The 12632-nt window shown below is 63.9% G+C and carries 8 protein-coding genes; 5 read left to right on the top strand and 3 right to left on the bottom strand.

Annotated elements, in window-relative coordinates; translation table 11 throughout:
• A complete protein-coding gene (locus tag HHL25_RS14250) occupies positions 1 to 591 on the bottom strand; it encodes an IMPACT family protein (RefSeq protein ID WP_169592152.1) in 591 nt (196 codons plus the stop codon).
• 213 nt (positions 592 to 804) lie between these two features.
• Here HHL25_RS14250 and hglS point away from each other — a divergent pair, with 213 nt between their 5' ends.
• The 3 genes from hglS to HHL25_RS14235 all read left to right on the top strand — a co-directional run bounded on the left by hglS (position 805) and on the right by HHL25_RS14235 (position 4987).
• The gene (gene hglS, locus HHL25_RS14245; protein WP_169592149.1) at positions 805 to 2205 is read left to right on the top strand and encodes a 2-oxoadipate dioxygenase/decarboxylase HglS; all 1401 of its coding nucleotides are present in this window, start codon (positions 805 to 807) and stop codon (positions 2203 to 2205) included.
• A 10-nt stretch (positions 2206 to 2215) separates the two neighbouring features.
• Positions 2216 to 3637 carry an FAD-binding oxidoreductase gene (locus HHL25_RS14240; protein WP_169592146.1) on the top strand — a complete coding sequence of 474 codons (1422 nt, stop codon included), beginning with the start codon at positions 2216 to 2218 and terminating at the stop codon, positions 3635 to 3637.
• A 117-nt stretch (positions 3638 to 3754) separates the two neighbouring features.
• A complete protein-coding gene (locus HHL25_RS14235; RefSeq protein ID WP_169592143.1) occupies positions 3755 to 4987 on the top strand; it encodes a pyridoxal phosphate-dependent aminotransferase in 1233 nt (410 codons plus the stop codon).
• A gap of 102 nt (positions 4988 to 5089) precedes the next feature.
• Here the strand turns inward: HHL25_RS14235 and HHL25_RS14230 are convergent, their stop codons facing one another.
• Positions 5090 to 5515, bottom strand: a complete 426-nt coding sequence (locus tag HHL25_RS14230) for a hypothetical protein (protein WP_169592140.1) — start codon at positions 5513 to 5515, stop codon at positions 5090 to 5092.
• Positions 5516 to 5880: 365 nt separating this feature from the next.
• Here HHL25_RS14230 and HHL25_RS14225 point away from each other — a divergent pair, with 365 nt between their 5' ends.
• On the top strand, positions 5881 to 6069 hold the full coding sequence (locus HHL25_RS14225) for a hypothetical protein (protein WP_169592137.1): 189 nt from the start codon (positions 5881 to 5883) through the stop codon (positions 6067 to 6069).
• Positions 6038 to 7834 carry a RyR domain-containing protein gene (locus HHL25_RS14220; RefSeq protein ID WP_169592134.1) on the top strand — a complete coding sequence of 599 codons (1797 nt, stop codon included), beginning with the start codon at positions 6038 to 6040 and terminating at the stop codon, positions 7832 to 7834. The genes HHL25_RS14225 and HHL25_RS14220 overlap by 32 nt, the downstream gene beginning before the upstream one ends.
• A gap of 3 nt (positions 7835 to 7837) precedes the next feature.
• On the opposite strand, the gene HHL25_RS14215 is transcribed toward HHL25_RS14220, so the two are convergent.
• Complete coding sequence (locus HHL25_RS14215; RefSeq protein ID WP_169592131.1) at positions 7838 to 12514, bottom strand: nSTAND1 domain-containing NTPase; 4677 nt, start codon at positions 12512 to 12514, stop codon at positions 7838 to 7840.
• Positions 12515 to 12632 lie beyond the last annotated feature (118 nt).

The following is a 12632-nucleotide window of genomic DNA, read 5'->3' as shown; positions in this document are numbered from 1 at the left end:
TCAACGGTCCTCGATCTTGATCTGGGCCCGGCCACTGGTGATGTCGGTTACCAGCCGCGCCATGCCGGCGGCCGATGCCTCCGGCAGCGCCACCGTCAGGATTGCACCGCTATCCGTAAAATCCTCGTTCCTGACCAGAAGGTCGGGAATGGCGCCGAGCCTCGCCTTCACCAAAGCGAGGTCGGAAAAGCCCGCCGTGATCCGCGCATCGATACGGGCAATCACCTCGATCTTTTCGGCGGCCCGGAGGCACGCCGCAGCGGTTCCGCCATAGGCGCGCATCAGCCCGCCGCTCCCGAGCAAGATACCGCCGAACCAGCGCGTGACCACGACCGCCACATTGTCGAGCCCCTGTCCGTCGATGGCCTGCAGGATCGGCTTTCCCGCCGTGCCGCTGGGTTCGCCGTCGTCGCTGAAGCGATAGGCCTGGCCGATCCGCCATGCCCAGCAATTGTGGTTGGCGGCCGGATCGCCGGCGGCGGCAATGAAAGCTTTGGCGGCGTCTTCGTTTTCCACCGGCGCAACATGCGCGATGAACCGGCTCTTCTTGATGTCCTGGCTGAAGCTCTCTGTGCGGGCGAGGGTGAACATGCGCAACTCTCCTGGCAATCCTCATAACGACTCGTTTGCGGGCTCGCCAGCGGGAGCGTCACAAATTCAGTTCATGCAAAATAACCCGTCAAGTCGGAAAGTCATTCCGTCGAATCATGAACTCATTGATAAACGTCAGCATCTATTGCAGTGCAAAAAGGCTATCGGTCCGGTCATCGAATTCTCCACCTGCCGTTCTTAGGGATGCCTGTGATGACCAAGACCACCTTTGTCTCGAGCGACGAAATCCGCTCGATGTTCTCCGCCGCCATGTCCGCCATGTACCGCGCCGAGGTTCCCGCCTACGGCACGCTGATGGACCTGGTCGCCCGCGTGAACCAGGAAACGCTCGATGCCGATCCGAAACTGCGCGAGCGCCTCGAAGACACCGACAGTCTCGACCGCATTTCGGAAGAGCGCCATGGCGCCATACGCCTCGGCACGCCGGCGGAACTGGCCATGATGCGCCGCGTCTTCGCGGTGATGGGCATGTTCCCGGTCGGCTATTACGATCTTTCAACGGCAGGCGTTCCGGTCCATTCGACCGCTTTTCGCCCGGTCGGCGACGCAAGCCTCAAGAAGAACCCGTTCCGCGTCTTCACCTCTCTGCTGCGTCTTGATCTGATTGCCGATCAGACCCTTCGTGCCGAGGCAGAAGCCACGCTCTCGACCCGCCGGATCTTCACGGAAGGCGCCGTCGAGCTGACCGAAAAGGCCGAACGGCAGGGTGGCCTCGACCGCGCGGATGCGGCGCGCTTCGTGTCCGAGGCGCTCGAAACCTTCCGCTGGCACGACAAGGCGCGCGTCAGCGCGGACATGTATGCGCGGCTTCATGCCGCCCACCGCCTGATCGCCGATGTCGTCTCGTTCAAGGGGCCGCACATCAATCACCTCACCCCCCGCACTCTCGACATCGATCTTGTCCAGGCCCGCATGCCGGAATACGGCATTTCGCCGAAGGCCGTGGTCGAAGGCCCGCCGACACGCAAATGCGCGATCCTGCTGCGCCAGACCTCCTTCAAGGCGCTCAACGAGCCCGTCCTGTTCGAAGGTGAGGATGATAGCTGGAAGGAAGGCTCCCACACCGCCCGTTTCGGCGAGATCGAACAGCGCGGCATCGCGCTGACCCCCAAGGGCCGCGCCCTCTACGACGATCTCCTCAATGCATCGCGCAAGATCGTCCGCCCGGCCGCCGACGGTTCGAATGCCGCGGAATACGAGAAGGCGCTCGTCGAAGCCTTCGTTCCGTTCCCCGACAGCTGGGAAGCGATCCGCGCCGAAGGGCTCGGCTACTTCGCCTATTCACTGACCGCCAAGGGCCGCAAGTCCAAGGCGGATCCGCAGGCGAGCCTTGATGACCTGATTGCCGAAGGCCTCGTCCAGTTCGATCCGATCGTCTACGAAGACTTCCTGCCGGTCAGCGCCGCAGGCATCTTCCAGTCCAATCTCGGTGACGACGCAACGCAGGAATTCGTCGCCAGCCCGAACCAGCAGCGTTTCGAACTTGACCTTGGCGCCAAGGTGCTGAACGAATTCGAACACTATGCCTGCATCGAGCAGGCATCGATCGCCGATTGCCGACAGATGCTTTCGGCCGTCCAGGCAGCGGAGTGAAGCAGACGAAATGATCGAACAGGAGCACATCCTGGCGCTGGTGGACATGCTCGGCGACAAGGGTGTCGTTCGGGATGCCGGTGCCATGGTGGCCTATCAGACGGGAGCCCGCTATGACGAAGGTCTGGCGGGCCTCGTGCTGAGACCGGCAACGACGGCGGAGGTCTCCGCAGCGGTCGCCTATTGTGTCCGCAACGGACTGGCCCTCATCCCGCAATCGGGAAATACCGGCCTCGTTTCCGGCTCGACGCCGGATGGATCCGGCAGCGAAGTGGTCCTCAGCCTCGATCGCCTGACGCAGCGCTTCGATCTCGACCTCGACAACCGCTCGCTGGCGGTCGATGCGGGTTTTCGCCTGTCCGACGTCAATCAGCGCCTCGAAGCCCACGGACTGTTCTTCCCGATCGATCTCGGCGCCGACCCGCGGCTCGGCGGCATGCTGTCGACCAACACCGGCGGTTCGCGTTTCCTGAAATACGGCGACGTCCGGCGCAACACGCTCGGCATCAAGGTCGTTCTGGCGGACGAGGCTGGCACAGTCCTCGACCTCGATTGCGATCTTCGCAAGAATAATACCGGCGTCGACTGGAAGCAGATTTTCATCGGCACGGCCGGTTCGTTCGGCATCATCACCGAATGCGTGCTGAACCTCGAGGCCCTGCCGAAACAGGTGGCGACCGCCTATCTGGTGCCGGCAAGCGGTGCCCATGTCATGCCGCTGCTGCGGGCGATGGAAGAGCGCCTCGGCGCCTACCTCTCGGCCTTTGAGGGCATGTCGCGGAACGCCGTCGCCGCCGCGCTCGATCATGTCCCCTCGCTGCGCAATCCTTTCCAGGGCGGTGTCGTCCCGGACTACGTGATCCTCTGCGAGATTTCCCGCACCTGGGAACCCCGCGAGGGTGAGCAGACGCTGGATGCGGTCCTGGAAACCGTTCTCGGCGAAATCTGGGAAAGCGCCGAGGCGCCGCTTGCCGATGCCTTCGTCGGACCGGCCCACGAGATGTGGGCACTGCGCCACGCATTGTCGGAGGGCGTCAAGCATTCCGGCCGGCTGATCGCCTTCGACCTTTCCTTCCGCCGCGGCGACATCATGGCCTTCTGCGATCGCATGAAGGCGGAGATGCCATCGGTATTCCCCGAGGTGACCACCTGCGATTTCGGCCATATCGGCGACGGCGGCGTGCACTTCAACCTCGTGGTGCCGAAGGATTCGTCCGCCGCAAGGGACAAGGCGTTTGAAAAGCGGCTGCGCGACTGGGTCTTCGAAATTGCCGTCCGCGATTTCGGTGGCAGCTTCAGCGCCGAACACGCGATCGGCCGCAAGAACCAGAATTACTACGACCTCTACACGGATGCGAAGATCAAGGCGCTCGCGGCGGGGCTGAAGGCGATCACCTCGCCGGCGGCTCTCGGCGCAGTTCGTTTTGGCTAGGGGAATGCGAGGAAAGGCATGAAACGGTTTTTCGCCGGGAATTGCTTGCGAGCAGGACGATAGAGGCGAGCCGCTCTCCATCGGGGAGCGATACGAGAAGAACAGGAGAGGATGGTCATGAACATCAATAGCAAGACTGAAGAGGCCGCATTCCGGCCCGCCGCGCGGATCTCCTCGATCGGCGTTTCGGAAATCCTGAAGATCGGCGCCAAGGCTCAGGCCCTGAAGCGCGAAGGCCGGCCGGTCATCATCCTCGGCGCCGGCGAGCCGGATTTCGACACGCCGGAGCATATCAAGGAGGCCGCGTGGAAGGCCATGCAGGCCGGACAGACGAAGTACACCGCGCTGGACGGTACGCCGGAGCTCAAGGCAGCAATCCGCGAGAAGTTCAAGCGCGAGAACGCGGTCGACTACGCCCTCGACGAGATCACGGTTGCCACCGGCGCCAAGCAGATCCTGTTCAACGCGATGATGGCGACGCTCGGCCCCGGCGACGAGGTCATCATCCCGACGCCCTACTGGACCTCCTATTCCGACATCGTCCAGATCGCCGAGGCGACACCGGTACTGATCGCCTGCAGCGCCGAAGCCGGCTTCCGCCTGAAGGCGGAACAGCTCGAGGCGGCGATCACCCCGAACACGCGCTGGGTCATTCTCAACTCGCCGTCCAATCCGTCAGGCGCCGGCTATCGTGCCGAGGATTACCGCCCGCTGCTCGACGTGCTGCTGCGCCATCCGCAGGTCTGGCTCCTCGTCGACGACATGTACGAGCACATCGTCTATGACGGCTTCGAATTCGTCACGCCCGCCGCTCTCGAGCCGCGGCTGAAGGATCGCATCCTGACCGTCAACGGCGTTTCCAAGGCCTATGCGATGACCGGTTGGCGCATCGGCTATGCCGGCGGTCCGCGCGATCTCATCAAGGCCATGGCCGTGGTGCAGAGCCAGGCGACCTCCTGCCCGTCTTCGATCAGCCAGGCGGCCTCCGTCGCCGCCCTCAACGGCCCGCAGGACTTCCTCGCCGAGCGCAAGGCGAGCTTCAAACATCGTCGGGACCTGGTGGTGGCCGGCCTGAACGCGATCGAAGGTCTGGACTGCCGGGTACCGGAAGGCGCCTTCTACACCTTCTCCGGCTGCGCGGGCGTGCTCGGCAAGACGACCCCTTCGGGCAAGGTCCTCGAAACCGATGCGGACTTCTGCGCCTACCTGCTCGAGGACGCGAATGTCGCCGTCGTCCCCGGCTCCGCCTTTGGCCTCTCGCCCTTCTTCCGCATCTCCTATGCGAGTGCTGAATCGGAACTCCGGGAAGCGCTTTCCCGCATCGCGGATGCCTGCGCCAGGCTCCAGTGACATCTGCCTTCCGGCCCCATGCCTGGGGCCGGGTTAGGGACGGATCCTCCTCTTGCACCCGTCACGCCGGCAGCGCCCTGCCGGCGTGACGCCGCCGTCTTCTCAATTGTCGAAGAAGAAGACGATCCGGCTTGCACGGCCTTCATGCAGACGATGAAGGTCGTCGAAGAAGTCGGGACCCAGGAATTCCCGATAGGTTGTCGGCATTCCTGAAGTGTCCGTCTGGGCGATCTGGTCATAGTCGAAGGACGAGAGTTCCTCGACCAGAAGCCAGGACGCCGAATGCGCGTCGGCTGTCCATTCGTCGTAATAGGCTTGCGCCTCCTTGCTGGCATCGCCGGGCCATCCGCGCGGCATCGCGATCGGCCTTATGTCCGTATCGTTGCGGACGTCGGCAAGGAAACTGAAGACGGCATAGGGGCCGGCTCCGAAGGGTTCGCCGAGCCCCCCGCCGAACCACTGATCGACAATTCGTACATAGCCTTGCGCTCGCTTGATCTCGGCCACGCAGTGAATGTCACATCCCATCACAAATCTCCCGCTGCAAGGTCCTCAAGTTCAGGCGCAGACGTGCTGACGATCTCTAGGCCTAGTACTGATCGTGAATGATACAGTTGTTCGATCGTGAGGTATTGGATAAATACATAGCCGAAGAGACCTTATCGGAGTAAGCGACGCGTGAAAGCAAGAAGTCTATTCGTTGCCGTTGCTGCTTTCCTCGCGCCGCTCTGTGCCCAAGCGGAAGACAGGTTCCGGAATTCACCGATCTCTTCGGCAAGAACTTTACGGACTGCTGGTGGAGCACGACGGCCGCATGCGCTGGCCGGGCGAAGCCGCTCACGCCGTTCACGGCCGCGTTGACGCGCGGTGATCCGGAACAGGTGGAAGAATGAATGACGGTGTTTTGGCTTATTGCGGGCAGTCGAATTCAGCGCGCCCGCCCGGTCAACGCCGTCCCATATTGGAAGCGGGCGATCACCTGGGATGGAGTTGAATTTGAAGCTGCAGAAGAAAATTGGAGCGGCAGCAAGGCTGCTGAAGTCGCGTGGCTTGGCGATTGCCGCAATCTTCGTTCTATTTAGCGGACTTGTCGGTTTCCTCGTCGAGAACATGCGTGACGGAATTCAGCCGACCGATGGTGCCGCTGCTGCGAAGCTCGCGGTCCATAGTTTCATCCAGACATTGAAGCTCTTCTCTCTCGATCTGTCGTCGCGGCCGCTTGCCGAAAACTGGTTCCTGGTCGTCGCCCGTTTTGTCGGAGCAACGGTTGCCGTGGTCGCCGTCTGGCGGACGATCGCTTCGCTTTTCGGCCGCGAGTTTGCGGTCTGGCGTGCCTCGTTCCTGTCCGGCCACACCGCGGTTCTGGGTCATGGTCAGCGCAATGCGCATTTCGCCCGTTCGGCTCGCACCGCCGATGATCGCAGCGCCAGCATCATCCTGGACCACGACCGCAGCGCGATGGCCCATATGGCGACGGCGCAACGGGCCGTTCTGCTGGAAGCTGACCTCAATCACTCCGAGGCAATCGCGCCGGCCCGCGTGGAAAAGGCAAGGCTCGTCCTGATCGGCTCAGGGTCGGACGAGCGAAATCTTGCCTTGGCTCAGGCAGTCTTGCGCCGCCGCGCCGCCGCGGAGGCGCGCGACGGCCGCATCGTGTTGACGATCGATGATCCGGCCATGGCCGAGACCCTGGCACGTCAACCGGCGATCGCGCAGCCCGGCCGCGGCGACGAACTGGCGATCTTCAACGCGGATGCGCTGGCGGCACGCCTCCTGCTGGCACGAACGCCATTTTCGGACCTGGCCCTCGCGGCCGGCCAGTCGCATGTTCATCTCCTGTTTGCGGGATTCTCATCGGCGGCGCTGGAGGTACTGCTGCATTACCTTCGTCTCTCGCCCTGTGCCGGTCTCGGCCCGAGCCGTATAAGCGTGTTGACCGGAAATGCCGAGGCCGCCCGGGAGACCATACTGGCCCGCGTTCCGAACCTCGCCTTGGCCCTCGAGGATGGACTTGCTGCCTCCGATCCCGCGGCAAATGTACCACTCGCATGGGCGACCCGGCTCCGCATCGTCGCGGCCGATCCCTCCGTGCTGTCCTGGGATGCGGCGCTGCTGGACCGTCTGGCGGAATGGGGACCGTTCACGGCGACGATCTTTGCCTCGCAGAATGTGTTGAATGACGCGCGTCTGGCGCTTGCCCTGAATACCCCGGGAAATAGGGGAGCGGGCCTTGCGGTGCCCTTCTTCGTTCGCATGGACAAACGCTCCAGCCTCGAAACACTGTTTCGCCGCCTGCCGGGCCGGATGGGAAAAGACGGTTCGGCCTGTGCCCGGCTATCAGAGGCAGTAACGCCCGGTGAAGCGATCGAGCCCTTTGGCCTGTTCGAGGATATCTGCAATCTGGACGCCATCTTCGGCGCTCGGGAGGCTCTGGCGCGGCGGCTTCACGAGACCTATCGCCTGAAGAACTTCGGGGAAGGGGCGTCGGCTGATCTTCCTGCGCTCGCGCCTTGGGAGCGGCTTGCCGAAACCTGGCGCATCGCCAGCCGCCGCTCAGCTGACTATCTGCCGGTCAAACGTCTGAGTGCCGGTCTGGCGGCGTGGCGTGACGTGACGGACGGACCCGCCCTGCCGCCGGAAATAGTGGAAGATCCCGGGCGGCTTGAGGCGCTGGCTCGTCTCGAGCATGATTCCTGGCGCATCGACCGGGAACTGAACGGATGGCGTTTCGCAGAGCGCCGCGACGACGATCGGCTGCTCCATCCGCATCTGGTGGGCTACGATGCGCTGCCGGACGACGTGAAGGACTATGATCGTGAGATGGTGCGTGCCCTGACTCGTCGCTGAGGGTCAGGGTTTCGGTTCGGCGGCAATCATTGCATCGATCTCGCCGATCCAACCCTTCTTGTCTTCCGCGAGCAATCCGCTTTGCTCAAGCTCTGCGAGAACTGCACGGGCGTCTGTGAGTGCGTCAAGGCGCGGGACCCCGGTTATCGCTTCCGCGTGATTGTAGAGGGCTCTGACCAGTTCGAGTCTGGGTCCGGCTTCGCCCGGATCGCCGTGTTCGCTCAAGATCCGGGCGTGGCCGACGGCATCGGCGAAATACGCGGCCGCCGCCGTCTTGTCGCCTTTCTGCGTGGCCGCTGCGCCGGCATAGAGATCGCTGACCAGAATGTCGCGCCGGTAGACGTCGTTTTCGGGGGCGGCGGCGCTCAGCTTCGTGGCGATCTCGCGGCCGGAAACAAAAAGCGTCAGCGCGTCGGCGAAACGACCCTGTGCAAGCAGATGTTCGGCCAGCTTGTCTCCGCGCTGGGCCGAAAGCCGCTGCACCTCCGCATCCGACGGCATCAGTGACGCACGCTTCTGCGCTGCCGCGAGGCTCTGCCGCAACAGGCGCTCCCGTTCGGCGGCATCATCGGTCGCCTCGGCCAGTTGCCCCGAGACTTCGGCCATGTCCAACAGGCGATCCGGATTGTCAGGCTTCAGGGAAAGCACTTTATCGATGATATCGCGCCGCAAGGCCAGTGCGGTGGCCTTTTCCTCGGGATCCTCACCGGCAAGCGTCAGGAACTCCTTCGACGCTTCGAGGGCGAGATCCGTATTGGCGGCGTCGGCCGGATTGCGGATGAGCATATCGAAGCTCAGTTGGGTGGCCTCCTGTAGGTTGGCGAGGGCGGCCGGATGCCGGCCGGCCGCCTCTCCGGCCTTGTATTGAAGCGCCAGACCACGAACCAGGTCGCTCTGCCGGTCAAGATCCGCGGGCGCTTCCGAAAGCAGTTGGCGGGAGATGGAAACGCTCTCCGACGCGTGGGTTGCGGCTGCTTCCGGAGCGTTGGAAAGGCGTTCTGCTTCCCCCAGCTTGTCGAGGATCACGGTCAGGTCGCGCTGGTCGCTGCTCTTCCCGCTTGCGGCAATGGATCGCGCAAGGGACAGCGCCTCCTCCAAGAATTGCACGGCGTCCTTCGGCTGCCCGAGCGCGATCTTCGCGTCGCCGGCCTTCACCAGGCGAGTGAGCAGGCGGATGCGATAGTCCGGCGTGTCCGGCGAAGCTGCGGTTAACGAACGCGCCGACTGGATGGCGGCGATGTGGCGGCGAAGTGCCTCTTCCGGCTTGGCTTGCCGCTCTGCCAGGTTGCCGAGGCGCATCTCGACCGTGTTCAGCGTTTCCAGCATCCGGATATTGTGCGGGTCGCTCTCCACGAGCGCCTTCCGGATGGCAAGCGCCTCCTCGAGCAATTCCCTGGCCTCGGTGGTCTGCCCGCCCTCCAGCGCCACGTCTGCTAGCCGCATCGTACCGATGGCCAGTTGATTGCGATAGTCGAGATTGGCGGGATCGGTCGCGCTCAACGCGCGCGCCATGCTGACAATCTCCTCATAGGCCCGCCTGGCCTCGTCGAGCCGTTTGTCGAACAGGGCGTAGTTGCCCTGACGCTCCAGCGCGTTGGCCAGGTGCTCCTGCCATGTCGCATTGCTCGGATCCGATGCGATCATCTGGCGGGCGAGACGCAGCGCTTCTTCGATGATCGCCGCGGCATCGGCGCGACGATCCGCATCGGCCAGGGCGTCGGCCTCCATATTGAGCGCCGAAAACAGTGTGCTGGCATAATCGGCATTGCCGGGGTCGGACTGGGTGAGCTGACGCGACAGCTGCAATGCTTCCTCGATCCGAGCGCGCGCTGCGTCGGGATCGCCAAGGCCATTTTCGATCTCGGCGATCGTTTGCAGAGAAGAGGCGATGTCGCGGTTCCATCGGTCGTCGGGATAGGATGCCGCAAGCTTCCGCCTGATGGCGAGCGCTTCCTCGGCGGCTGCCAGCGCGCCCTTGAAGTCGCCGCTACCGGTCTTCAGGCTGGTGAAGCGGTCGATGCTGATCGCCAGATCCGGCCCGGCGACCGCCTCATCCAGTACGCTCACAAGGGCTCGCGACGCAGCGATGCTGCGCTCGTAGAGCGCTTCGGCGCCCGCGCGGTCACCCTGCTTCAGCACCAGGTCGCCCAGACGCTCCAGGTTTACCGAAAGATTGCGCTGCCAGGTGGCGTCCGCCGGATTGCTCGCCGTTGCGCTCTCCGCCAGTGCGAGTGCTTCACGATAGAGCGCTTCCGCCGTCTCGCCGTTGCCGCCGGCAGCCTGGGAATCGCCGTTGACGACCAGCATGCGCCAGCGCGTGACGGCAAACCGATCGGATGCGCCCGCTTGTGCTTCGAGGGCATCGACGGTCTCCTGCACGCGACCAAGAATCCGGAGGCGGTTTTCGATCGTCATTCCGGTCACGTTGCGCAGTCCGTCGGCGATGTCGCTGACCACCCCGTCGAGCGTCGAGACTGCAAGGCCAAAATTTCTCTCGGACTGCTGATAGGAGACGAAGGCCGCGACGGAGAGGCCGGCGAAGCCTGCAACGGCGGTCATGAGGCCGATAGCCCCCAGCCGCGCGCGCAGGCGCGAGCGCCCGATCAGCGACGTGGCGGCGGGAGAAAGCTCGTCGCCATATTCCCGTTTCAGGCGCACCGTCTCCGCGAGCAGCACGGGATCGCGGATGACGCCGGAGAAGCGGCCGCCATTCCGGAGGAAGCGCGCCAATGCCTCGTTGAGTTCGGTGTTCACGCGAAAGAAGAAGGCATTGTCCTCGACAGCCTTTGCGGCCTCGGGCCATATCGTGAGAAGGCGCTGATGCGAAAGCCGAAACGCCGGCTGGCCCGTCGTCGTACGGCATTCGACGATGAGACGGGCCGCAGTGAGCGCGCCGGCAAGTTCGGCGAGCGGCGGATCGTTCGCGACCAGGCTCGCCGGCGCCTCGGTCAGGCTGAATGCCGTTTCGCCGTCGCTCGTGCCAGGCGAACGCTGGACGAGAAGCCGCAACAGTTTTGGAAGCTTCGATCGCGCAGCGGCGTCCAGGCCGGCAAGCGCCTGGTCTGCGACGGCCGCGACCGCGCCCGCGATGCCGTTCATCGCCTCGTAGGACGCGATCGTCAGGGTCGTGTGGCCGTCTACTTCGCGTCGATCGACGAACAATCGTTCGAGCGCAAACTGCAGCAGGGGAAGCATGTCCGGTCGATCGAAATCGGCAAGCAGCTTTTCGTCCAGGCGTTGGCCGGATGCCGGATCCTGCTCGAACACCAGCCCTGCCGCAGCCGCGGGCCGGCGCACGATCTCCGCGAGTTCCGCAGTGCCAGGGCTGGCCAGCTCGAGCATCGCGCCCTGCTGTCGGAGTGCCGAAAGCGTCGCATCGTTCAGCACCTGTTCGTAGAGACCAGCCCGAAGGCTGGCGGCGACTGCAACCCGGCCACCTGTGGCCAGCACCCGCAGGAGCTCGGTGAAACGGTCGCGATCGGCGTCGCTGACGGCGCCGGAAAACAGATCGTCGAGCTGGTCGACCACCAGCAGCAGGCGGATCCGGGCGGGCCGGGTGAAATCATCGCGCGCCGAGAGCTGCCGTTCCGCGGCCTCGAGCGCGGCCTCGATCGCGCTGGCCGCCGCCAGGCCGCCGGCTGCCAGAAGCGCCGTCAGTGACTGCGGATTGGCAAAGGCGCCAACGGCGAGCTCCGGCAGGGTGCACGGCTGGTCGGCCGTACTGGCCGTTCCTGCATCCGGTTCGCCTCTGTTGCCGGAGAGCGCCAGCGCCAAGGCCTCGAAAGGCGATGCGCCTTCGGATGGCTTCATGACGGCGACCCGCCATTCGTCGGCGTTTCCTATGTCAGCTTGCAGGATGGTCGGAACGAGGCCCGCCCTCAGCAGCGACGACTTGCCCGAACCGCTGGGACCGAGAACCACGAGGAAGGCTGGCCGGCTATCGTCTGCGTCGCACAGCGAGGCGATCATCGACAACGCTCTTTCCGTCTCCCTGCTGCGGCCGAAGAAGACATCGCGATGTGCAAAGTCAAAGACGTCAAGACCACGAAACGGCGACCCCTTCACCGCGATCGGCCAGGTGATCCGCTCGTCGCCGCGCACATGGTCGGCCACCCATTTCTCGAGCAGCGCCTCGATGCGGGCCTCGAACGCATCGGTGGAGGAATAGGTGTCGATGGCAAAGCGGAATTCGCCGGTCTCCGTGAAGAAGTAGCGCCGGACGAAGGCCTCGAGCCGGTGCCATTGTTCGGTGACCTGTTCGGCATCGCGCGCACCCAGACTGATGCGGGGTGGCTCCGCATCGCGAAGCACATAGACATCCGGGCCCTCGTCCCGAGACAGCAGGCGCGCTGCGATCGAGGACAGAATTTCGTAAGCCGTACCCGACGGATAGCGTTCGCCGTTGAACGGCGGCATGTCCGGCATGCGGGGGAAGTCCTCCGGAAGCGGAGAGCCCAGGCGGTGCTTCAGCACGCCGATCACGATATCGCAGTCCCGCGCCTCGCGGATCTGCGTCTGGAAGGTCTGGTGTGCCTTGTAGAAGTCGTCCTCCCAGCGAACGATCTCGAAACGCAGGATCGACTGATATCGACTGTTCAGTCGCGCCGCGGCGCGGGAAACGCGATTGCGTTCATGCATGGCATCGGAAGGGGAGGAAATGAAGACACGGATCGTGCGCATGTAGTAGCGGCCGGACTTTCGATGCGGGACGGATGTAAAGGTGGAGCTAGATGGAAGAATAGAGACAAAAATATACCGCTGACAACTTGTTGACGCGAAAATACTGTGATTGATATTG

It is taken from the genome of Rhizobium terricola, from assembly GCF_012927355.1.
Lineage (GTDB): Bacteria > Pseudomonadota > Alphaproteobacteria > Rhizobiales > Rhizobiaceae > Allorhizobium > Allorhizobium terricola.
The sequence above is the reverse complement of the archived record's forward strand: the minus strand, read 5'-3'. Positions and strand labels throughout refer to the sequence as shown.